This window comes from Desulfosudis oleivorans Hxd3 (assembly GCF_000018405.1).
GTDB lineage: Bacteria > Desulfobacterota > Desulfobacteria > Desulfobacterales > Desulfosudaceae > Desulfosudis > Desulfosudis oleivorans.
Window position 1 is genome coordinate 3,747,004 of sequence record NC_009943.1, and the last position, 22,450, is coordinate 3,769,453.

General features: G+C 50.9%; 17 protein-coding genes. 6 read left to right on the top strand and 11 right to left on the bottom strand.

Annotated elements, in window-relative coordinates; all coding sequences use genetic code 11:
* Positions 1-82 precede the first annotated feature (82 nt).
* From DOLE_RS16075 to DOLE_RS16085, 3 genes are all read right to left on the bottom strand, one after another.
* On the bottom strand, positions 83-799 hold the full coding sequence (locus tag DOLE_RS16075; protein WP_012176537.1) for an enoyl-CoA hydratase/isomerase family protein: 717 nt from the start codon (positions 797-799) through the stop codon (positions 83-85).
* A gap of 106 nt (positions 800-905) precedes the next feature.
* A complete protein-coding gene (locus DOLE_RS16080; protein WP_153304467.1) occupies positions 906-2,984 on the bottom strand; it encodes a sigma-54 interaction domain-containing protein in 2,079 nt (692 codons plus the stop codon).
* Positions 2,985-3,013: 29 nt separating this feature from the next.
* Positions 3,014-5,068, bottom strand: a complete 2,055-nt coding sequence (locus DOLE_RS16085) for a sigma-54-dependent Fis family transcriptional regulator (protein WP_012176539.1) — start codon at positions 5,066-5,068, stop codon at positions 3,014-3,016.
* Between the two features lie 262 nt (positions 5,069-5,330).
* Here DOLE_RS16085 and DOLE_RS16090 point away from each other — a divergent pair, with 262 nt between their 5' ends.
* Complete coding sequence (locus DOLE_RS16090; protein ID WP_012176540.1) at positions 5,331-6,812, top strand: C45 family autoproteolytic acyltransferase/hydolase; 1,482 nt, start codon at positions 5,331-5,333, stop codon at positions 6,810-6,812.
* Positions 6,813-7,080: 268 nt separating this feature from the next.
* The gene (gene lnt / locus DOLE_RS16095; protein ID WP_041280653.1) at positions 7,081-8,640 is read left to right on the top strand and encodes an apolipoprotein N-acyltransferase; all 1,560 of its coding nucleotides are present in this window, start codon (positions 7,081-7,083) and stop codon (positions 8,638-8,640) included.
* A 124-nt stretch (positions 8,641-8,764) separates the two neighbouring features.
* Here the strand turns inward: lnt and DOLE_RS16100 are convergent, their stop codons facing one another.
* The 3 genes from DOLE_RS16100 to DOLE_RS16110 are packed head-to-tail and all read right to left on the bottom strand — an operon-like array spanning position 8,765 to position 12,081.
* The gene (locus tag DOLE_RS16100) at positions 8,765-9,721 is read right to left on the bottom strand and encodes an acyl-CoA dehydrogenase family protein (RefSeq protein ID WP_012176542.1); all 957 of its coding nucleotides are present in this window, start codon (positions 9,719-9,721) and stop codon (positions 8,765-8,767) included.
* 7 nt (positions 9,722-9,728) lie between these two features.
* Positions 9,729-11,177 (bottom strand): VWA domain-containing protein, encoded by a 1,449-nt coding sequence (locus DOLE_RS16105; protein ID WP_012176543.1) that lies wholly within the window; start codon positions 11,175-11,177, stop codon positions 9,729-9,731.
* Positions 11,170-12,081 (bottom strand): AAA family ATPase, encoded by a 912-nt coding sequence (locus DOLE_RS16110; protein WP_012176544.1) that lies wholly within the window; start codon positions 12,079-12,081, stop codon positions 11,170-11,172. Before DOLE_RS16110 ends, DOLE_RS16105 begins: the two co-directional genes overlap by 8 nt.
* Before the next feature lie 453 nt (positions 12,082-12,534).
* On the opposite strand from DOLE_RS16110, the gene DOLE_RS16115 reads away from it, so the two are divergent.
* Positions 12,535-13,431, top strand: a complete 897-nt coding sequence (locus DOLE_RS16115) for a 4Fe-4S binding protein (protein ID WP_012176545.1) — start codon at positions 12,535-12,537, stop codon at positions 13,429-13,431.
* Between the two features lie 53 nt (positions 13,432-13,484).
* On the opposite strand, the gene DOLE_RS17690 is transcribed toward DOLE_RS16115, so the two are convergent.
* The 4 genes from DOLE_RS17690 to DOLE_RS16135 form a co-directional block, all read right to left on the bottom strand.
* Positions 13,485-16,505, bottom strand: a complete 3,021-nt coding sequence (locus DOLE_RS17690; protein WP_012176546.1) for a nitric oxide reductase activation protein NorD — start codon at positions 16,503-16,505, stop codon at positions 13,485-13,487.
* 6 nt (positions 16,506-16,511) lie between these two features.
* The gene (locus tag DOLE_RS16125) at positions 16,512-17,354 is read right to left on the bottom strand and encodes a CbbQ/NirQ/NorQ/GpvN family protein (RefSeq protein WP_012176547.1); all 843 of its coding nucleotides are present in this window, start codon (positions 17,352-17,354) and stop codon (positions 16,512-16,514) included.
* 171 nt (positions 17,355-17,525) lie between these two features.
* Positions 17,526-17,915, bottom strand: a complete 390-nt coding sequence (locus DOLE_RS17695) for a type II toxin-antitoxin system VapC family toxin (RefSeq protein WP_012176548.1) — start codon at positions 17,913-17,915, stop codon at positions 17,526-17,528.
* Positions 17,912-18,169 carry a hypothetical protein gene (locus DOLE_RS16135; RefSeq protein WP_012176549.1) on the bottom strand — a complete coding sequence of 86 codons (258 nt, stop codon included), beginning with the start codon at positions 18,167-18,169 and terminating at the stop codon, positions 17,912-17,914. Before DOLE_RS16135 ends, DOLE_RS17695 begins: the two co-directional genes overlap by 4 nt.
* A gap of 321 nt (positions 18,170-18,490) precedes the next feature.
* On the opposite strand from DOLE_RS16135, the gene DOLE_RS16140 reads away from it, so the two are divergent.
* From DOLE_RS16140 to DOLE_RS16150, 3 genes are all read left to right on the top strand, one after another.
* Positions 18,491-19,747, top strand: coding sequence for an ATP-binding protein (locus tag DOLE_RS16140; RefSeq protein ID WP_012176550.1), 1,257 nt, complete (start codon positions 18,491-18,493; stop codon positions 19,745-19,747).
* 266 nt (positions 19,748-20,013) lie between these two features.
* Positions 20,014-20,607: a type IV toxin-antitoxin system AbiEi family antitoxin domain-containing protein gene (locus DOLE_RS16145; RefSeq protein ID WP_012176551.1), complete on the top strand. Its 594-nt coding sequence runs from the start codon at positions 20,014-20,016 to the stop codon at positions 20,605-20,607.
* Entirely contained in the window at positions 20,604-21,521 is a 918-nt protein-coding gene (locus DOLE_RS16150) for a nucleotidyl transferase AbiEii/AbiGii toxin family protein (protein WP_012176552.1), read from the top strand. The genes DOLE_RS16145 and DOLE_RS16150 overlap by 4 nt, the downstream gene beginning before the upstream one ends.
* 212 nt (positions 21,522-21,733) lie before the next feature.
* Here the strand turns inward: DOLE_RS16150 and DOLE_RS17700 are convergent, their stop codons facing one another.
* Positions 21,734-22,447, bottom strand: a complete 714-nt coding sequence (locus tag DOLE_RS17700; protein ID WP_012176553.1) for a hypothetical protein — start codon at positions 22,445-22,447, stop codon at positions 21,734-21,736.
* Positions 22,448-22,450 lie beyond the last annotated feature (3 nt).

Consider the following 22,450-nt stretch of genomic DNA (forward strand, 5'->3'; position numbering starts at 1 on the left):
GAGGCGTACTTGTCGTACGTCGCAGTGACGAGGGCTGCAGCGCAACGCAGATATTGGGCTTTTTACAAAGCCATTAGATACTTTACATCATAAGATTCAGAGGTTCAATATATTCCGGGTCTTCATTGTCGATAATGTCAACAATATGTTTGTGCAGCCGGCGCTTGTGCTCGCCGAATATGCCCCTCTGTTTGTTAAATGTCCGGGCAAAGGCCAGGGCCTGGGCCATGAGGTCGTCTTTATCGACACAGGCTTTTTCAATGATATGGTGTTCCTCCAGCTCCGGCGCGGCGACCCTTTTGCCGGTCAGCTTCATCTCATTGAACTTGTAGTAGGGAATGGCCTTTTTCACAAAGGCCACCATTCCGGGTAAAAATGGAATGCGGACATCCACCTCCGGAAAGCAGAAAAAGCCCCGGTCCGACTTCATGAACCGGAAATCACAGGCGCAGGACAGGATAGCCCCGTTGCCGAAGGCATGGCCGTTGATGGCCGCGATCACGGGGACAGGCGCCAGGAGGCATTTTTTAAACACATCGTTCATGCCGTACATAAAGGCCCGCATATCGTCCAAGGCGTTGTTTGCAAACCGGTCCATCATCCATTCCAGGTCAACCCCGGCTGAAAAAATTTTCTCCCCGGTGGAGGTAATGATCATGGCGGTTACGGATTCGTTTGCCAGTGCCCCGTCAATGGCCTTTCCCATGGCCTGAGCAAAGGCCAGGTTCTGGCGGTTTTCACCATTGTCCATTGTGATCACTGCAACGGTACCATCCAGGGTTAAATCAGCAATACTCATTTTCTGCTCCTGTAGCTTGTTTTCAGTAGGTTATCAAAAATGCTGCCTGAAAGGAATATAACCAAAAGAATCTTTCGTGTCTCCACAAAAGATGGGTGGACTCTATTTAAGAAGCGTTGTCTTTTTTCCAGCCGTGGGGGATACCCAGTTTTTTCATCCGGTTGCGAAGGGTGTTGGGATTGATTTTCAGAATCTCCGCGGCACCGCCGGGCCCGTTTATTTTGCCTTTGGACAGGACCAGCACTTTTTTGATGTGCCGGGCATAGACTTCATCCAGTTCTAAAACGCCATCGTCTGCATTTCCATTGTCCGGGGTCTTGCCGCCTGACATCCGGGGAATAACGGTCTGGAATGTGAGCGACCCGTCTTTACTCAGGATCAATTCTCTTTCAATCACGTTCTCCAGTTCGCGAACATTCCCCGGCCAACTGTAAGCGGTCAATGTCTCCATTGCGTCCTGAGACAGGACCGGTTTGACGTGAAGGTTCATTTCGCGGGATTTTTTTTCAATAAAATAAGCGACAAGCGCCGGGATGTCCGCCTGCCTTGATCGCAAGGGGGGAATCCGGATCGGAAAAACATTCAGGCGGAACCACAGATCTTCCCGAAATTGCCCGGACACGACCTGTTCTTCCAGGTTGCGGTTGGTGGCGGCGATAATGCGAATATCCACGGGTATGGACTCCGTGCCCCCAACGCGCTCGATGATTTTATTTTGAAGTACCCGGAGCAGGCGGACCTGGACATGGCGCGGGAGTTCCGCGATTTCGTCTAAAAAAATCGTTCCCCTGTCGGCCCTTTCAAAGCGGCCCATTTTCCGGCTCTCGGCGCCGGTGAAGGCCCCTTTTTCATGCCCGAACAGTTCGCTGTCCACCAGGGTGTCCGGAATGGCGCCGCAATTCACCTTGATTAACGGGCCATCCTTTCGCGAAGAGTTCTGGTGAATGAAATTCGCGATGATTTCCTTGCCCACGCCGGTTTCCCCTGACAGCAATACCGGGCTTTCCTGATCGGCCACGCGGCGGGCCTTGTCCATGACGCCTTTCAGGCCGAGGCTGCCGCCGATAATTTTATTTTCTTCCGGATTGCGAATTTCCTGCTTAAGAAACTGTTTCTCTTTTTCGAGCAGGTTCTTCAGCCGGATCACTTCACGGTGCTTGATATTATTGGAAAGGCCCAGGGCAAATGGGTCATGGAGCATTGAAAACAGATTTTTGTGTTCTTCGGTATAGCGATTTTTCCCATCCTGGCTGATGGCAGCGATACCGATGGGAACTTTTTTATGAAAAAGAAACATGGAAATCGCCGACCAGTCGGATCCCCATAATTTTACATAACTGTTCAGCTCGGAATCGCGTTCGGGCTGATTGGTGACTTTGACTTTTGGAACCGCCCTACCTGCCGGGGCCCCCGGACCTGCCGGATCCCGGGGAATGACCAGGCCGCTATACTCCTTCAACAAGCCGGTGACCCTGACCACTTCGCGATCGGCCTTCATGTCCTGCTCCCGCTGGTAGACCGAAAGCACGGTGGCGGGCATAAACCGGCTCAGGTATTGAAGGCAGTGCAAAGCCCCGGCTTCCAGGTCCAGATGGCCACATATCCGCCGGGTGACCTGGCGAAAAAACTCATATTTATCGTCTACAGGCTCATAATGATCCGGCCCCGGGATTTTTTTTTCGTGGTCCTGCATCATCGTGTCCAACAGCCATTTATGCTCGTTCTTTAATCCCTGGAGCAGGCGGATGTGGGCATCCGTAAACCTGTTCCTGTTGTCGGCAATAAAAAAAATCATCCCATAAACAGATGTTTGTTCTTTAATGGACATGCCCAGCAGAGACCAGTCCGTCCCCCCGCCTGTTCTCTCGGCAATATCGTTTCCAAAGGGGTCTGTTTCCGGTTCATTGATAATGTAAATTTCAGGCAGATTGTCGTTGGCTGCCAGCGCAAAGAGATCCGCCGGCGCCGAATAAGAAAAATTGGTTTTTTCACTTCCCGTGGAAGCGGCCTGGGCGATGATCCGTATTCTTTTCCGGTCAAAATCGAGTTGAACCACACTCATTCGGTCAACGGGCACAGAGAGATGAATACAATCAAAAAACGCGCAAAACGTCTTGTAGATGTCTCCGCCGGAGGCGGCACGCGCTATTATCCGGTTCAACGCAAGGCCTGATTGTGTTTCCATACTGTTTTTCCGCCCCTGATCCGGATATGTCATCTCTTTTCCCGGCCGTAGGCAATACCCAGTTTCTTCATCCGGTTGCGAAGGGTGTTGGGCTTTATCTTCATCATTTCCGCGGCGCCGCCCGGACCGTTTATTTTGCCATTGGAAAGGACCAGCACTTTTTTGACGTGACGAACAAAAAGGTCATCAAGGGACAGGATGTCCTCTGTTTTCATGTCATGACCCGCAGGTTCCTCATGCGTGGGCGTGGGGCTGAGGTTCTGAAAGGTCAGGGGCCCGCCTGTATTCAGGATCAACTCCCTTTCAATCACATTTTCCAGTTCGCGGACATTTCCCGGCCAACTGTAAGCGGTCAATCTTGCCATGGCGTCGGGAGACAGGGGGGGCGTGGGATGAATCTTTAATTCACGGGATTTCTTTTCAATAAAATGATCCGAAAGGGCCGGAACGTCCATGGTTCTCGATCGAAGCGGAGGAATCCGGATGGGAAAAACATTCAGGCGGAACCACAAATCTTCTCGAAACCGGCCGGCTTTGACCCGTTCTTCCAGGTTGCGGTGGGTGGCGGCAATGATACGGATATCAACGGGTATGGACTCCGTGCCGCCCACGCGCTCGATAATTTTATTGTGCAGCACCCGGAGCATGCGGACCTGGGCTGGCAGGGGCAGTTCAGCGATTTCATCCAGAAAGATCGTCCCGCCATTGGCTCTTTCAAAGCGGCCCAATTTTTGCCGCGTTGCCCCTGTGAACGCGCCCTTTTCATGACCGAACAGTTCGCTGTCCACCAGCGTATCCGGAATGGCGCCGCAATTGACTTTTATCAAGGGGCCGTCTTTGCGCGATGACTGCCAGTGAATGAAATTCGCGATCATCTCCTTGCCAACCCCGGTTTCTCCTGTCAGCAAAACCGGGCTGTCCTGCCCGGCGACGAGGCGGGCATTTTCCATGACTTTCTCTAAACCCAAGCTGCCGCCAATAATGGTATCCGGCGCCGTGCAGTGCAACTCTTCGGCCAGGTCTTTTTTCTCTTCTTCAACTAAATTCTTCAGCCGGATAACCTCACGGTGCCGGATGTTGTTTGACAAGGCCAGGACAAAGGGATCATGAAGCAGCGCGAAAAGCTGCATGTGCTCCTCCGTATAACGCGCCCTGCCTTCCAGGCCCACAACGGCAGCACCAATCGGCCTCTCTTTATGAATCAGCGGCATGCTGATACAGCATATTTCACTCCCGAATATGGGCATATAGAGTTTCAGGGCCGAAGAGTCTTCAGGCCGGTTGATGATGCGTATCCCGGGGGTTCGCCTTGTGTCGGCCGGAATGGGCAGAGGGATCAGGGTCCCTGTCTGCTGATGAAAGAAGCCATAACTTTCCGCCAGCACCCGTTCGGATTGAAACTCCGGTTCCCGCTGCCGGACAAAAAGTGCGTCAGCCGGCATAAATCGGCTGAGATACTGAAGGCATTGGGAAACACCGGCTTGCAGGTCAAGGTGACCGCACAATCGCCGGGTGACCTGCCGGAAAAACTCATTTTTGTCTTTTACCGGTTCTTTCAGCTTTGGATGCGGGCTTCTTGTTTCATTATCCAGAATAAGGGCATCCATCACCCGCTGAAGGGGCTTCTTCAAACCGGAGAGCAAACGGCCATGCGCTTCGGTATATCTGTTCTTTCTGTCTGTCATTATCATTATCGCGCCGTACGTGCCGGTATGGTTTTGAAAATTTAAAAACAGGGAGGACCAGTCAAAAAGCTTGGCGCGATTACAGATCTCTTTGCCCAGGGGGTCCTTTTCCGGGTGATTCATCAGGTAAATTTCAGGTATGTCCCGGCTGCACAGCAACGCTATGAGCTCGCCCGGAAGATTGTAAGTGAAATTGGTTTTTTCACCGCCTATCTCCGTGGCCTGTGCGATAACCCTTAACATATTAAGGTCATAATGAAACTGGAGCCAGCTCATTTTACCGACAGGCATGACCGCTGAAACACAATGATAGACTTCATTCAGCCCTTCCTGCAGGTCGCCCTCATCAAAAATACGCTGCTGAACGCGCTGCAAAAGCGTGTCGGAGTTGATTGTCATGGAATGCCCTTCTGGCGGCCCTGCAATTATAAAATGATTTTCAATATAAGGTAATTTTATCATATTTGGCAAGAAGGATTCTCTTATTTGGCAGTATTGGCTTTTAAATATATTATAACATTTTGAATATTAAGAATTATTAATGCGGGCACGATAAATGCTAGTGCTGACACTATATAATGAAGCAAAAACTGTATTCATTCAAAAACCCGGGTTCATAAAAGGGTTTGAGCTTCAACAAAACAACTAAAAGGAGACTTTTATGAAGCGCCTGTCACTCTTCGGCCTGACAATTCTCTGTTTGATTCTGCCGGCACAGATGTTGTTCGCCTTTGCGCCCAAGCCACCTCCACCTCCCCCGCCTCCCCAGACTACCCCGGAACCCGCACCCGGCCTCAGAGTCGATCGCGTGTACGCGCCCGGTGGAAAAGGTTATCTGGAATATATCATCACGGATACAGGACAGAAACAGCCCTTCCTGCATCTGGAAGGCAGCGGATATGAAATGGGCTACCAGCAGGGATATCTGATTCCGGAAAAGTGCAGAGCGGTTGCCTCTGATGATTTCTATATTGATCTCGGCACCAGCATGATAGGGGGCAATACAGGCATCGACACGGACATATTTCTGGAACCGATAGCGGAAATGCTCTTGGAGTTCCTGGGCATGGAACGCTCGGATTATCCCGATACGTCGCTGGCAGATATACTGCTTTTCACTTTCAAGAAAATCGCGCTGTACAATGAAAAATATATTCCCCAGGAATATCTTGATGAAATGCACGGCATTTCTGAGGGTGCCAGGGCACGGGGGATAGATCTTCCTTACGAAGATGTCCTGCTTCTCAATATGGGCTTTGACGCCTTCTTGAGCGCCGGCTATCCGATTATGGTTTCCCTTGTTGAAATCGAAAAACTTCTTGATAACCTTGAACTTTCGTGTAACGCGCATATACTGGACGGCAACGCCACCGTGAATGATGTTCTCTATTTTGGCCGGGACTTCATGTTCGGCGGCGCGGGGTTTTCCGATCACCCGGTTATTATTGAAACCTTCGGCAAGGGCAGAAACCGGATGGTCAATGTCACGGTGGCCGGAATGGTAGGATGCATCGCCGGAATGAACGAAAAAGGCCTTGGCATCGGCATGGACATGGTACCGGCCTTTGATTGCAGCCCCGGTGATGTGGGCATGGGCACCCTGTTGACCGCCCGCTGGGTCATGGAACAGGCCGATGAGTTGCCAGAGGCCGTTTCGATGATCAAAAAATCCAAGCGGGGTGTTTCCTGGATATATGCCATTGCCGACGGAAAAGGGGCCAACCGGGGGGGTGTGTCCCTGGAGGTATCAGCGCACAATTACGGTACCCGGTACCTGAACCACCGGCAGGAGTTCCTGGTACCCCTTCTGTATGGTGTTGACCAGCAGGAAACCTACAGCGACGCCCTGATTCAGACCAACCATTTTCTTACCCTTAATATGAACTCGCTGGCTGGCACCTATGTGGATGGCGACTCAGATAGACGCTATGACGACATGGTCCCTCTGCTCAAGAAGGATTACGGGAAGTATGACTACAACAAGGCCTTTGACTTCATCAACTGGATGTATCTTGCGCGTAATCAGGGGCCCGGTGACTATGTCCACCAGAGCACCACACTGTTCGACCTGACGAATCTGAAAATGACGACCCTTGCAGGGCCGAAATTCGGTCAGGGAGCAACAACCCTGAGGCTGCAGTAACTATCAGGATCTGGCCGGCATCAGCCGGGACAACCGGACAACAGATCAGCAAAAGAACAGAAAACGGCCGTGGCATAATCGCCACGGCCGTTTTTGCAATCAGACTGGAGTATAGGGAGTATCCATCCATCTTTTGTGAGGACACGAAAAACGTTTCCGGGAGAATGTTTTCAACAAATAACGGTCGCTTTCAATCTGTTCTTGGACATAATTGAGCTTTTATGTTTAATTCAGTTTTATGACTACATCTAAAAAGAGAAAGCAGCCTGTGTCAGGCGCCGGGACGGAGAAGGGTTCTCTGTTAAAACCCGTTCTGCTGGTCTGCCTGGCCGCCCTGCTTCAGGTGCTGGCGTTTCCGCGTGCCGGGCTCTGGATACTTGCCTGGGTCCAGGCAATACCGTTCTGGTACGCCATTTCCAGGGCAGGCACCAAAAAGGCTTTTTTGCTGGGATGGCTTTACGGTGCCCTGATTTCAATCGGCGTTTCATACTGGGTCTTCTACGCGCTTTATGTGTACAGCAATGCCGGCTTTATCGTCAGCCTGCTGTTTTTGCTGGTCGTAAATGGCGCCTTAATCGGAATTTTCTGGGCCCTTTACGGTGCCACGGCCAACAGGGTGTTACGGCTGTGCCCCTCCCCTTTTATACGGGCTGTGGGGCTGGCCGGCCTCTGGGTTGTAATGGAATACGGCCGCGCCAATCTTCTGGGCGGCATGCCCTGGTGCCTGCTCGGACATTCACAGTACAGGGTGCCGCAGCTGATACAGGTGGCAGACATCGCCGGTGTCTACGGCCTCTCCTTTCTGATTATTTTTACCAGCTACACGCTGTACAGCGCCTGTACCTGCCTTCCGGATAAACGCATGTGCGGCAGGCGCGTGCTGCCTGCCCTTGTCGCTGTACTGGCGGTTGTCGTGTATGGAAGCATTCGCCTGGGACAATATGCGCCAAACCCGCAGGAATCTGCTGCCGGGTCTCCGGCCACGGTTGCGGTTATCCAGGGCAGCACGGCGCAGGATGAAAAATGGGAAAAAAAGAACACGGACGATATCATGTCCCGGCACCTGCGGATGACAGAAGAGGCGCTCGCCAAAGGGGCGCGGCTGATTATCTGGCCGGAAACAACCATCCCTTTTTACCTGCAGGACAAAATGCCCGAGGGCCTGCTGAACCTGCTGCGCACCTATGATGCAGGACTCATAACCGGGGGGTTTCGGTATAGCGGCACGAAAAACAATTATACGTTCTACAACAGCGCCTTCTACGTCGATGGCAACGGCATCAGGGCATACCACGACAAGCTGCATTTGCTGCCATTCGGCGAGTTTTTCCCCTTAGGATTTATCGACGTGCTCAAGCTCCGGTATGCCGCCCCCCGTCAGTACACGGCCGGCACAGCGTATACGCTTTTTGACACTGCGGCAGGCACCTGCGGATCACTGATATGTTTTGAGGTTATCTACCCCCGGTTGGCGCGGGAATTTGTCAACCGCGGGGCGGACTTTCTGGTCAACATTTCCAATGACTCGTGGTTCGGCCCCACCAGCGCCCATTATCAGCACTTTGCCATAGCGGTTTTCAGGTGCGTTGAAACCCGCAGGCCCCTGGCGCGGGCTGCCAACACAGGCATATCGGGTTTTATAGATGTGTCGGGCCGGATCGTTTCCCAACAGCCCCCCTTTACCGAGGGCATTCGCCTGTACCGGCTTCCCGTGGAGAAACGGACAACATTTTACTGCCTCTACGGTGACCTGTTTGCCCTGCTCTGCTTTCCCCTCTGTATCATTTTATGGATCTGCCCCCGTCTTCTCGACCCCGAAAAGGCCTGAGGGTTTTCACGCCACGAACTTTAGCAGTTCATAAATGTGAAAAGGAGCATCAGTAAAAATCTACCCTACCGGGAAAACCCCTGGGCCGGGGCACGTATAAAATGAGGACTGCGTAAAAGTAGAGTTATCCCCACAGGGACCGGATAAAGCGAAGGTCGTTGATGCGTTTGGCCAGGTCTGTATTGGTATCCGGATCCAGGTCGGCTGCTGCATTGCAGATAGATTCGATACCGGTGCTGACGGTATGCAGATCGACCCATTGCGGGCAAACCTGTGCGCCGCTTCGGGCCTGGCAAATGACGGCGGTGGTAAATTCTGTCTGTTGGCCGGCCAGTTTTTTAATGGTGGCTTCATCTGCCGGGGCGTATGACAACTGCCTTCCCAAACGCCGGTTGAGATACAGCATGAAGGCCAGCACGGCTTCCATGATCAGGCTGCGCTCTACCAGACCGTTGAGCTTCAACCCTTTGCGCACCATCGGGGGCGTCAACGGCAGAAGGTAGTGACCGGGGACGGTTTTGTCCACCAGTGTCAGGCGGCCATGGCTGGTGGTCCTGAGCGCCTCCAGGTCCAGGGGTATTATTTCCTGTGCCGATAAGGCGCTGACCGGCAGCAGCAACAGTCGGGAAACTTTTTCCTCCCCTGGCCCCCGGGCGCTCATCAGGATAAAATCCGCCTGGCTGCCGGCGGTAATGTATTTTTTGATTCCGTTTAATCGAAACCCGACAGTCTCGGTCGTCAGAACAACCGGTGCCTCCTTTGGCTCAGAATGGGCCATTGCCCCGCAGTCGGTTTGCCCGAATGTGGACAGCAAAGACGTCTGATCCGGCGTAAGGTCGGCCTGAAGACGGATCAGGCTCAGAAAGGGCCGCACCAGGGCGGACTGAACGATCCACAGCAGGGCGCAGCCCAGGTCACCACCCTCACCGGCCAGGCGGGTGCTGGGCCGGGTTGTCCGGCCGTCGCCCAGGTCCGGTGGAAAGGCAACGGCGATGGTGTCTCGCCATGTTTTTTTTTGCAGGCCTGAATTATCACATCTTTCAAGGTACGTGTCATGGATAGTGGCCAGGGCGTTTTTCATTCTATCCTCACAAAACCAGATCCTCGACAAAAGCCCATAATTGATTCAGGTTCCGGCATGGGCGGATTTCATGACAGTATTTTCGAAACAGGCGCATGTCGCTGTCACCATTGTCCCAGAAGACCAGGGGTTCAGGGTTGAGCCAGATAATGCGGCGGCATTTTTTTCGCAGTTCATTGAGCACATCGACCCGTGGATTCATATAATTGGAACGGCCGTCGCCGATGATGATCATTGTTGTCCGACGGGTCAGTTCATGTAAATGGGATTCGCGGAAACGCAGAAATGACTCCCCGTAATCCGTGGGTACTTCCGTGGCCAGATGGTTGTCTGAAAAGATTTTTTCAATGGCGGTATTGATGTCATGGGCCTGGAAAAGATCGGAAACATCCGCCACGCCCGCCACAAACACATAACTTTTTACACCGGAGAAACAGTCCTGCAGGGCGTAAAGCACGGACAGCATGAACCGGGCGGTGGACCAGACCGAGCCGGAAACATCGCAAAGGGTAACAATTTTGCTTTTTCTGGGGGGATGGGTTTTAAAGACCAGGGACATGGGAACCCCCTGATAACGGTTGGCCCGGCGCAGGGTGGTGGACACATCCAGGGCACCACGGCGTCGGGCTGCCTGACGGCGTGAGGCCACATCTTTTAATTTATTCACCAGGCGGTCGATGATGTCCCGGATGGCATCGATTTCAGCTGGAGACAGGTTGGCCAGAGGCGTTTCACCGATGTTCTGAAAAGGCCGCTCTGCGGAATCGACCTCACGAAGGCCGACATTATCGGGTTGGGGCTCATGCCGGAAAAGATCGTCGGCCCGGTCCAGAAGGGACTGGAAATGATTTTCAACGGCCCGGCGTGTCACCGGATCATCCGCCAACCGGGTTTCGGCCAGTTCCCGGGAACGGGCCCGCAACTGATTTATTTTCAGCAGGATGTTCAGGCGCTGGGCCAATTCCCCGAGGTTGGATCTCAGGGGTATCTGTCGGGTCTCTTGGTCGGCATTATTGAGGTCCCGCAGCAAATTCAGCCAGGGCTGGGGCCTGCCTGCCAGAAAGTCCATCAGGGCCGCGATGACCGGGTCCTCCGTATTCGAATCCGCCTGTGAATTACGGTATTGATCCTGTAACTCGTTTAAAATGTTTTGAGTACCCGCTGCGTCTGCATCCGGCGGAACATCCGCGTCAGCCGGCGACATGGCCAGATCGTGAAAAAAAAGCTGGTAAAGGGCCTCAAATTTGGGTTGATCGCGTTGGGATTTGACAAAATTGGCGTTCAAGAGGGTTTTGAACGCTGACTCTTCCAGCAGATCAATCAGGCAGAGTTGATTCACCGTGTCCAGGATTTCAGCCGTTGAAACAAAAAGTTCTGATGCCCGGCAGCAGTCGGCAAAACGCAGAACGGTATCAAGCAGATGATTTGCCCGGGGATGGGCAGCCACCTCAACCATTGACCACCTCATGAATGCAGGGGATGACACGGTCGGCATCGGCCTTGTGCTTACACAGCACATCCAGGGTGGTTTCCAGGGCGGCCGGCGTGATTTCATTGATATCCAGGGCCATCAGTGCCCGTGCCCAATCCAGGGTTTCGGATATACAGGGCCGTTTTTTTAAATCCAGTCGACGCAGCCGGCCGACGATGTCGATCATTTTTTCCAGCAGGGCCCGGTCGATTCCCGGTATTTTTTTTCTGACGATGGCCAGTTCGGTGGCCGGTTCCGGATAGTCGATATAAAGATAAAGGCAGCGGCGTTTTAAAGCGTTGCTCATGTCCCGATAACTGTTTGACGTCAGAAAAACAGCCGGCCGGGTGATGGCTGTCTTGGTGCCGATTTCTGGGATAGTGACCTGGAAGTCGCTGAGCAGTTCCAGCAGAAAAGCTTCAAACTCCGGGTCGGCCTTGTCCACTTCGTCAACCAGCAGGACAACCGGCTGCTCTGATAAAATGGCCTGGAGCAGCGGTCGCGGCTGGATAAACCGCTCGGAAAAAAAGGCGTCTTCCTCAGCGGCGATTTTGTCCACGGCCTGTGCAATGGAGTCTGTGTCCGCCAGCAGAGAACCGATTTTTTCCCGGACCATCTGGGTATAAAGGAGTTGTTTGGCATATTCCCATTCGTACAGGGCCTTTGACTCGTCCAGCCCTTCGTAGCATTGAAGTCGAATCAGCTGACGACCGGTAGCGGTTGCCACGGCCCGGGCCAGTTCGGTTTTGCCGACGCCTGCCGGACCTTCCACCAGTATCGGTTTTTCCATGGCCGTGGCCAGGAAAACAACAGTGGCAATTTTAAGTGACGGAATATAACTGCTGGCCTGCAGCCGACGGGTGACATCATCAATGTCATTAAACATCATAAATACTTCTCCTGTTGTATCGATTCGGTTTCGACCGGGATAACGGCCGCGGACCGCAAATAAATCATTACTGGCTTGAAACCTTTGTCGTGTCCCCATAATCAATGGATGGACACAAGATAGAAAAGATCAGATCAAAAAACAAGAAGTTGATTTTTGCCGGACGATTTTGGCCTGCCTGTTATCCGCCTGTCCCTTGCCCTCCAGCCCCGATTTTCCAGCCATCAGCGGCTTGTTTTCAAAATAATATTCTGCATGAATCCGCCTTTAGTGTATAGTTTATGAACAAAAAGGCGCGGGCCGCTGATCACACAGACAGACCATGTTTTGACACGCACCCGTGACGCAATGAATCCAGCCCATATTTTTTAATCTTTTTCTTGCGTGTTTCCAAGATTTTATATATGGTTGCAATAATGCGATACTGACATGAAGGTTGCAGGAGCAAAAAAAATGAAGCCATCATCAAAGGATATTTTAAAACGCCATGGCTGGCGCCTTGACCGGGCAGTCCACAATTTTGTCTATTTTTATTTTCACAAGCAATATGTTTTCGTGGCAAGATGGCTCACCAGAATCACGGTGATGCTTTTTTCCTGGCTGAAACCGATGAAAGCCATACCGGAATTCGTGTATAACCGATATCATTCCAAGGTATTGTCCGTCAGCGATGTTACCAAAATACTGTCTCTGGAAAAAAGCCTGGATATCGGGGTCGATAAGAACAAACGGGTTCTGCCGTTCAAGTACGCCAACAAAATTTTTATTCGCAACCCCAAGCTAATCGCGGTGATGGACTGCCCCTGCGCCCTGAACCAGAAGGAATCCGAACGGTGTCATCCGGTGAAAAAGTGCATTGCCGTAGGCCAGGACTTCGCGCCCATCTGGCTGGACCACTGCAAAGAGAAATATCACGCCACCCAGATTACCCAGGCAGAGGCCCTGGAGATCATCAAAGAGGCGCGCAAAACAGGGCATGTGACCAACGCTTTTTTGAAGGTTGCCACCGGCGGCATTACCGGCATCATCTGCAACTGCTGCCCCAAATGCTGTGTTGAGCTTGAATCGACCCGGCTGTCTCAAAAAATTGATCCGTCCGTATCGCAATACGCGCCGTCCGGCTATTCGGTCAGGCACGACCCCGCCGCCTGCACCCTGTGCGGTGCCTGCGAGGCCGTCTGCCCGTTTGACGCCATAAAAATTACGGATGATCGATTGGTCTATGATATCGGCGCCTGCATGGGCTGCGAACTGTGCGTGGAAAACTGCCCCGACAATGCGTTGACGCTCTACAACGACCCGGACAAACTGCTCCCCCTGGACATTGAACTGTTGAAAACCGAACTTTGATGGCTTCGTAAAAAGTCCAATATCTGCGTTGCGCTGCGCCCCTTCTTCCGGTGTCAACCCATCAGCGACTCAACGATTCCCGGCAACAGTTCCGGGAGCATGGCAATATCTTTGATGATCAAATACTCTTCCGGGGCGCACATTTTTTTCAGGTAGTCGTTTCCCGACTGGTCGATGGTTATGCAGAAGGGCTTGATGCCCAGCCGTTTGGCTTCGATAAAGGCCATCATGGTGTCGTTAAGCCCGTACTCCCGTGAGTTCCTGTCTTCGCCGTAGTCAAGGTCCTGGGGAAATCCGTCGCTCAGGAGAATCAGCAACCGGTGGTCCGCCTCACGGTTGCTGAGTTTGGAAACGGCGTGGCGGATAGCGGTGCCCATGCGCGTACTCTGCCTGGGCTCAATGCCGCAGATGCGCATTTTCACCTTTTCCGTGTTGGACTCGTCAAAGGACTTGATCACATAGTAGTCCACGTGTTCCCTGCCATGACCGGAAAACCCGTACATGGCGTACTGGTCGCCCAGCGCGTCCAGCGCTTCGGACATGACAATCAGGCTCTCCTTCTCAATGTCAATCACCCGCTTGTCGTCGCGGGATGATTTTCCCCCTTTTTTATCCTGCGAATCTTCTGCCGATACCTCTGGCGCGGTTTCTTCCGTGGAGGCGCTCATGTCGATCAGCAGTAGCGTTGACATGTGCCGTATCTTTTTGTCTTTTCTGCAGAACACCCTGTCCGAAGGAACGGCCCCCGCTTTTTTATCAACAACGTGTCGAATCAGGGCGGTAAGATCGATCTCATCCCCCTGGTCCACATTGTGGATAATATCCAACGACGCCGGCCGGATCCGCTGGAACTGGGCCCGCGTTTTGCGGATAAGGTCGCCGTATTCCGCGTAAATCCTGTGATACATGTCCGGGTCGCTCTGGCGGGGCTCCTTTTCCCTGAGGCAGCACCATTTTGTCCTGTATTCTCTGGCAAGAAAATCCCACTCGTCATAATAGTATTTTTTCTTGCCGGTCCCGGCTTTACCAACCGTCTTCCCGGTGGTCACCCCCTGTTTTATATCAACACTGCCCGGGTCCCGGGCTTCATCGCCGCCGTCTTTTACCGTAAAATTATCAAGGTCGGAAAGGTAGAACCTGTTCGCCGCAGGCACCGGCGTAAGCATGCTCAACAGGGTGATGTCCTGGGCCATGTCAAGGAGCCGTTCCAGCTCCTCCGGTGTCAGGGTGATATCCGTCCCTGTTTCTGAACCGTCCCCCTCCACAATTGTATTCGGGGGCATTACCATGGGTCCGGTTCCTTCTGTTTCCTCCGGTTCTTTATTCATGCAAAGCGGCAATGGCAAAGCCGCCTTTCGGGACTTTTGCCGGACCAGTGCGCTGAGTGTGTCATAGACCCGTGCCGTTATCGTGTAGGAATCAAGAACGGTTTCTGCTTGCGCGGGAAACGCCGCGAGATGGTCTTTCAGGTCGGCATAAACACCGGCAAGGGGCTTGGAAAAGGGGGCGTCCATGTTTATATCAGCAGCATACCCGAGGGATAGCCGTAAGAGCAATTCAAGGGCCGCGCCAAAAAGGTCGTCCCGGGGGACATCCCTTTTTAAAAGGGCGTTTTCAATTGTGCGCTCAATCTCCGGAGAAAGACCGGGATAGTTTTTTTTCAAATTATAGAAAATCCTGCCGTCCTCAAGGATGTGAAAAATATCAAGGGCCAACTCCCTGTCAGGAAACGACTCCAGCAGCTGCCATATGCCCGCGAATTCAGGGGCCAGGGTGCCGAACTCGATATATCCCGCCTTAAGCGCGGCAGCCGTCTTGTAATAACGGATGTTGGCCGCCGCGTTATCTTCTTCCGCCACATAGGAAGAAAGAAAAAAAATAAAGCCCGTGTCCTCCGCTATAAGACCCAGCCGGTTCCTCTCTGATTCGGCCATCTCATCATTGCTTCGAATACGGACCTTCTTCCCGCACAGGGCGTGGCAGAACAGTGAGAGCATTTCCCGGTGCTGTTCGAGAAAGGCGGCGCTTCCCCATTTAACCAGTTCGGCCCCGGCTTCCGGGCTTTCCATTGCAAAATAGGTGACGCCCTCTTTTTTGTTTTCAAGAAGGAGGTCCATTCCCCGGCTCACCCAGTTGACCAGAAAGTAAACAGGAATATTTTCAAGGACATGCTTCACGTTTTGATAATAGGCCCGGAACGCCTTTTTTGAAATTTCATCCAGTTGTTTGCCCAGATCGAAGATCGTCTGCTGGACCGGGTTGGAAAAGGAGCCAAGCGACAGGGCCATAGCGTTCATGTCCTCGATGATTTCATCCGGTCTTCCGGATGCCATCTCAAGAATCTTTTCCAGAATTTTGTCGCGCAGGTTGGGATTTATTCGCAGAATGCGGTTGGGGAGCGTCTCATAGAAAGCACCGGCCTTTTCAGGCGTCGAGTTAAAGGCGATGGCTGTAATCTTAAAAATTTTTGTGGTTTCAGAAAGATAAAGCCGGTCAAGCCCTTCCGGTTCCATGGAAAAATATTGGGTCCCCTTATCCCTGTTTTGCCTTAAAATACGGAAGCCGCTCTCTTTCCATATCTTGTAGACTCTTGGTGACAGATACCGCAGGATGGTTGCCGACGTTTTTATAAACGCGGTCGCGGTCGCTTCGCCCCCGTTTTCCGCGTCAAGAATGTACTTTATGTCCGACGCCAGCTGGTTGATCTTGGCAAAACGGGCGTGCGCCAGAAAAGCCGGGGTGGCCATTAAAAAGTCTTTGGCGCAGGCCGTCGACCATGATCCGATTTTGATACTCTCGGTAACCCAGTTTTTCAGGTAGCCAAGCCCGTCCTCGCAAAAAAACGGCCGGCTGGAATCAAGGTACGCCCGCACCGGGCCGTCTGTATCCGGGAATGACCGGTGAATCTTTCTGGCAAGTGACACCCAGGTGGCATACGCGCTTTCAGAAAGAAGCGCCCGGGCCTGTTTCTCCGCGCTTGCAAACGCCTGGCCGCATTCTTTAGAGATACTGGAAAAAAAGGCGATATCCGCCGCTTCCGGCAGCCGGTCGCCGGGATGGTTGACTGAACTCATAAGGTGCTATCCGGGGAATACGGCTGAGATGACTTCGTTAATGGCACGCCGCACCTCTTTTTCTTCGGTCAGCAGCGACGTTATGGAAACATCGCAGGCCCGCCGGGCGGAAATCCCTTTTTTTATCAGACTGCCCGCGTACACCAGCACCCGGGTACTCGCGCCTTCCGTTAAAGCGTGGCCTTCAATGTGCCTGATCTTTTCTCCGATGCGCGCCAGATCAGCGGCAGTTTTCTTGTCAACGCCGCTCTCATGGGCGATAATCTCGGCTTCCTTCTCTTTGTCCGGGTAGTCAAAATTGATGGCAATGAACCGCTGCTTGGTGCTCTGCTTCAGTTCTTTTATGATACTCTGGTAGCCGGGATTGTAAGAGATCACCAGGAAAAAGGATTCATGGGCTTCAATGACTGTTCCCTTTTTGTCCACCGGGAGTATCCGCCTGTGGTCGGCCAGGGGATGAATAATCACCGTTGTGTCCTTCCTTGCCTCCACAATCTCGTCAAGGTAGCAGATCCCGCCTTTTTTAACTGCTGTTGAGAGGGGACCGTCCATCCAGACCGTTTCCTCACCCTTCAGCAGGAATTTCCCCACCAGATCTGTTGTTGTCAGGTCCTCATGGCAGGCCACCGTGATCACAGGCAGGCCCTTTTTCCGTTTTAATTGTTTGCCCAGCATATACGCCATATACTCAACAAAGCGTGTCTTTCCGGTCCCGGTCGGCCCTTTTAAAAGGACCGGAATTTTGGCTTCATAAGCGGCGGTAAACAGTTCCACCTCGTCACCGACAGGAAGGTAATAAGGCTTTTTTTTAATCATGTGGTTCTGAATCTGAATTTCTCTTGCTTTCATCAACAGGGCTCCCTATTCGGCGTATTTATATAAAAAATTATACAATCGTACAAAAAATACCTCCGCCTGGCAAACATTATTTTTCACCATCCCTCAGAGCCGGCGCTTTACCATCTGCCGGAAGTGTCCGGGAAGATATCAAATTTCACAGAAGAAGATAATGTCCAGACGCTACACTTTCCACGCCTGTTGAACGATCACGTCCGGCATGGGGTAGTGTTTTACATTCAAGGTATATATCCGCCCATTGGTTTGCATGGTAGTGGCGGCCAGAATGGCATCGTTAATATCAATTCCATGGCGTGGGTTCCACTTGCGGTAAAGTTCACCCGCTTTATCGATAATTTTCTGATCAACCGGGGCGGTCTGAAATTGTGATAAGAACAAGAGCGTATCTTCTTCCTCGTTCGGTCTCATAAAAAAAATCACTTCCGCCCGTTGCATGACGCCCGTCCACAGATCCAACTGCTCCTTGTCGCGAAGCTTTCTGATCAGATTAAGCGCCTTGCGCTCGCCACGCAGATGCCAGATCAGGACGTCGGAGTCGATAAAGGCCTTCACCGTTTATACCTCTCCTGTGACTTGCGCATAACGTTTTTATTCGAGGCCACGGTCTCTGCCGCAGACTCATCCCGCTGCCAGCTTCCAAACGTCTGGGCCAGAACATCAACACCCTGTTCCGCCTCTACCTTTGCAGCAAAATCGCGCACGGCATTCTCAATAACGGCCTTTTTTGATGTGCCCAGTTTTTTTGCCAGCAGACCAATGCGCTGAATAACCGTTTCATCCATTCGGGTCGACATAATCTTGTCCATACGGCCTCCTTATGCTTACGTAAGAACAATAACGTAAGAAAAACGAACGGTCAATTATTTTTTCACAAATCTCTTACTGACCTGCCCCCAGTAGTGATCCCAGTTGTGGTGAGAGAATTCCAACCCGGATATTTCATGAAATTTTCGACATAAAAATTGGCAAAAACACATCAAACCGCTCATGACAGTTTGTGCTTTGGACAACCACATGAATTTTTTGGAAATTTTTCACACACCAATCCCCACACCAAATTAAAAGAATTAACTCAAAGAAAAAATAATATTGCACGGCCACACTTTACTTGATATTATGCATTTGAAATGCATAATATCAACCCAACAAAGGGGCAAAAATTGGGCCATACATACATAAAGCGCTCTCTGGAGCCAATCATAAAAAGAGCGGCTTCTGAATTTCCCGCAGTTGTTCTCACCGGGCCTCGCCAGTCAGGCAAAACTACCTTGCTTAAACATTTATTCAGCAAGCAATACCAGTATGTTTCTCTTGAGCCACCCGATGTACGCATCTCTGCCAAAGAGGACCCGCGTGCCTTTTTGGAGATGTATCCATCGCCTGTGATTTTCGATGAGATACAAAACGCCCCCGACCTGCTGCCATATATTAAAGAAAAAATTGATGCTGATCGAAGCCGGGCCGGGCAATATTTATTGACAGGATCACAGAATATTTTGCTTATACAGCAAGTAACGGAATCTCTTGCCGGACGTACGGCGATATTGCGACTTTTACCGTTTTCACAAAGAGAGATTGAGGCACAGCCTGATCGTTCCTTGCCCTGGGATGCTGAATCTCCTCCAGATTATTCGCGCAAATATTCATACCAGAAGCTTTGGGAAGGATTTATTCGTGGATATTATCCGGAACCAAACGTCCAGACTCGCCGGGATACGAACCTCTGGCATGCCAGCTATGTCCAAACCTATCTGGAACGGGATGTTCGCACACTCAGGCAGGTGGGAGACTTGTCTCAATTCCAAAGCTTTCTAAGAGCGCTTGCAGCCAGAAGCGCCCAGTTACTGAATTTAACCGACATCGCCCGCGACCTTGGCATTGCCGTTAATACAGCCAAGGCCTGGCTATCCATTCTGGAAGCGACCTATCAGGTAATTGTGCTTCGCCCTTACTTTGCCAATGTTGGGAAACGGCTGGTAAAGACGCCCAAGATCTACTTTACCGATGCAGGCACACTCTGCTATCTGGTAGGGCTGAAAGACCCGGCGCACGCGGCTTCCGGACCAATGGGCGGTGCGATCATGGAGACAGTAGTAATTTCCGAAATAATAAAAACCTTAACGCATCAGGGAGTCCAGCCACAGACATACTTCTGGCGGACAACTGCCGGTACGGAAGTAGACCTCATAGTGGATACCGGTGAACGCCTTGTACCCATTGAAGTAAAACTGTCTGCTACACTCCATCCGGCGATGGCTGCGGCTATAAAAACATTTCAGAAAGATTTTGGGGATGCGGCCGGGCCGGGATATATCATCCATCCTGGAGATACGGCTCTTCCACTTGGCGCCAATGTTTCAGCACTGCCTCTTTTAGAACTCTGATCATTTTAATATGGCGCGCCCGGAGGGACTCGAACCCCCGGCCTGCGGATTTGCAGGACCACTAAAAAGGGACGATTCCTCCTTTATTTTCAACATGTTGAATAAACTACCAAAAATTTTTTACTTTTGGTTTTATTTGGTTCTATTTAAATTTCTTGGGCTCTGACGGGCACAATTTAGGCACAGGTTCTTCTTGACTTTTAATTCCGGATCAGACATATTGTATCCACATATCAACAAATAAACACAATGTGTCTGATTGGCAAATGAAAGAATCTCCAATAACAATATTCCGGAAGCATGGTGGGCAACTTCGAATGAGTGAGGCGCTCTCTCACGGTGTTACACGGTATATGCTCTATTCGCTAAGAGACAAGGGAATCATAGAGCAAGTGACCAGAGGGGTCTATCGGCTGACGGAGCTGCCTCCGCTCTCCAACCCGGACCTTGTTACAGTAAGCCTTCGGTTCCCTAATGCCGTTATCTGTCTTATTTCAGCACTGTATTATCATAATATCACGACCCAGATTCCGCATTTTGTTTCAGTGGCGGTGCCAAGAAACTCGCGAATACCGTCACTCGACTATCCTCCTGTTCAGGCCCATCGATTCAATGATGAAGCTTACCGCTCCGGCATCGAAAATCGTACCATTGATGGCGCATCAGTAAAAATCTATGCTCCCGAGAAAACCCTGGCCGATTGTTTTAAATTCCGGAACAAAATTGGAATGGATGTTGTTCTTGAAGCGCTCAAACTATATAGAACCAGGCAACAATTCAACCTCGAAAAGCTGCTTATGTACGCAGAGGTGTGTCGAGTAAAAAAGATTATGGCGCCTTATCTGGAGGCAATGCTTTGACCAAAAAACAGGTGAAAAATATCTCAGCATCCATACGGCAAAAGCTGCTCAACAAATCCAGAACTGATGCCCGTCCTTTTCAAGAACTGGTTCAGTATTATGCCATGGAGCGGTTTCTGTATCGCCTGGCACAGTCCCGGCACGCCAACCGGTTTATTCTGAAAGGGGCGCTGATGCTTCGGATCTGGCAAGCCCCGGAAACTCGTTCAACGATGGACATTGATCTGCTTGGCAAAACAGATAACAATGTGTCAGCGCTCATTTCCAATATAACCGAGATACTCTCTGTTGATGTTGATCCCGACGGCCTCTCTTTCTTTCCTGAAAACATAATGGGCGAGCATATTACTGAGGACGCGGAATATAAGGGAGTAAGGATCTGCTTTCCGGCAAAGCTGGATACGATGAAGCTAAATATGCAGATTGATATAGGCTTCGGCGATATTATCCATCCCGCGCCTGAAAGATCAGAAATACCCACCATACTGGAGTGCCCGGCACCTCAATTATTGTGTTACAGCCGTGAAAGCTCGATCGCTGAAAAATTTGAAGCCATGTTGAAACGTAGAGAGTTGAACAGCCGGATGAAGGACTTCTGTGACATCTGGCTCCTTTCCCGCTATTTTGATTTTGATGGGAAAATTGTGTCAGAAGCCATTAGGTTGACGCTTGAACAACGCGGGACAGAACTTCCAGGCAACATAAATATAGTCGCCTTTTCGCACGAGTTCATCATAGCGAAACAAGTCCAATGGAACGCTTTTATGAAAAAACTCAGACAGGATCATGTTCCTGCTGAGTTCGAAACCATCGTCATGCAAGTGAAAGGATTTATCAGCCCGATAATCTCGGCTTTGATTGCACGAAAGACACCACCTTCAAAATGGACTGCACCTGGTCCATGGGCCTTCTGAAATAAATTTATTGGCGCGCCCGGAGGGACTCGAACCTGCGGCCTACGGATTCGAAGTCGTGCTTTTTGAACAAGCTTTTTTGCCGTATTTTTAACCAGTTGAATTGTATGTAATTTTTTTGTCGTTTTTGGTTATGTTTGTTAACTTTTGATGTTGACGGGCACAATTTAGGCACAATCTGAATATAACAAAATTTCGGATGTAGAATAGTTTCAAGTTGTATCCATTGCAATCCAAAGGTGATGAATTTTAATCTCGCTACTTACTTTACTGCCAGTGCGACTATGGGTTGATTGACAACTTGAAACCCTTGTTATTCTATATTGCATAAGCTGCTTAAGGACTTCGTCGGTATTCCAAACACAAGACCCTTTTTTTGTTCCATCGGCAAGTTCCAAAATCCATTCATTAATTTTTTGATACCAGTGATCAAGGCGTTTCTCTTGAACGTAGCCTACAATCACTGCAATGTTTAGGTCGAAACCGTGTAACCCTAACTTAAACCGTTCAATTCCACCATTCTTCTTATTTACGTCTCCTATAACATATTCTTTTTCACGGTTTGTGGATGGTGCGGGAAGTCTTTTGCCTTCGATCACAAGAATAGGATCGTATATGGTATAAGTGATTGCACCAAATATTGCTTTTTCAACTGGTGATGCAGAAAGATCAACACGTCTAATGCCGGTCTGATATTCTTCATGATCAAAACGAACCATAGGGAAATCCCGTCTGGCACGAGAGTCAAGAAACTTACACAACTGTAAATTTAGTTTGTCTTCGGACTGTTCTTTAGGTCTATCGGGATCATCCCGCCAAGCAGGTAGATTCTGATTAATAAAACTAATGGTTTTTAAAGCAAGCGTAGAAGGAACGTCAATCCCAGAAGTAATTTGCCCAATGTACGTGCCTTTGTCACATTTCATATA

Coding starts and splice junctions, on each gene's coding strand:
- DOLE_RS16075 (WP_012176537.1), bottom strand. CDS start 799: ATGAGTATTGCTGATTTAACCCTGGATGGTACCGTTGCAGTGATCACA.
- DOLE_RS16080 (WP_153304467.1), bottom strand. CDS start 2,984: ATGGAAACACAATCAGGCCTTGCGTTGAACCGGATAATAGCGCGTGCC.
- DOLE_RS16085 (WP_012176539.1), bottom strand. CDS start 5,068: ATGACAATCAACTCCGACACGCTTTTGCAGCGCGTTCAGCAGCGTATT.
- DOLE_RS16090 (WP_012176540.1), top strand. CDS start 5,331: ATGAAGCGCCTGTCACTCTTCGGCCTGACAATTCTCTGTTTGATTCTG.
- DOLE_RS16100 (WP_012176542.1), bottom strand. CDS start 9,721: ATGAAAAACGCCCTGGCCACTATCCATGACACGTACCTTGAAAGATGT.
- DOLE_RS16105 (WP_012176543.1), bottom strand. CDS start 11,177: ATGGTTGAGGTGGCTGCCCATCCCCGGGCAAATCATCTGCTTGATACC.
- DOLE_RS16110 (WP_012176544.1), bottom strand. CDS start 12,081: ATGATGTTTAATGACATTGATGATGTCACCCGTCGGCTGCAGGCCAGC.
- DOLE_RS16115 (WP_012176545.1), top strand. CDS start 12,535: ATGAAGCCATCATCAAAGGATATTTTAAAACGCCATGGCTGGCGCCTT.
- DOLE_RS17690 (WP_012176546.1), bottom strand. CDS start 16,505: ATGAGTTCAGTCAACCATCCCGGCGACCGGCTGCCGGAAGCGGCGGAT.
- DOLE_RS16125 (WP_012176547.1), bottom strand. CDS start 17,354: ATGAAAGCAAGAGAAATTCAGATTCAGAACCACATGATTAAAAAAAAG.
- DOLE_RS16135 (WP_012176549.1), bottom strand. CDS start 18,169: ATGGACAAGATTATGTCGACCCGAATGGATGAAACGGTTATTCAGCGC.
- DOLE_RS16140 (WP_012176550.1), top strand. CDS start 18,491: ATGCATAATATCAACCCAACAAAGGGGCAAAAATTGGGCCATACATAC.
- DOLE_RS16145 (WP_012176551.1), top strand. CDS start 20,014: ATGAAAGAATCTCCAATAACAATATTCCGGAAGCATGGTGGGCAACTT.
- DOLE_RS17700 (WP_012176553.1), bottom strand. CDS start 22,447: ATGAAATGTGACAAAGGCACGTACATTGGGCAAATTACTTCTGGGATT.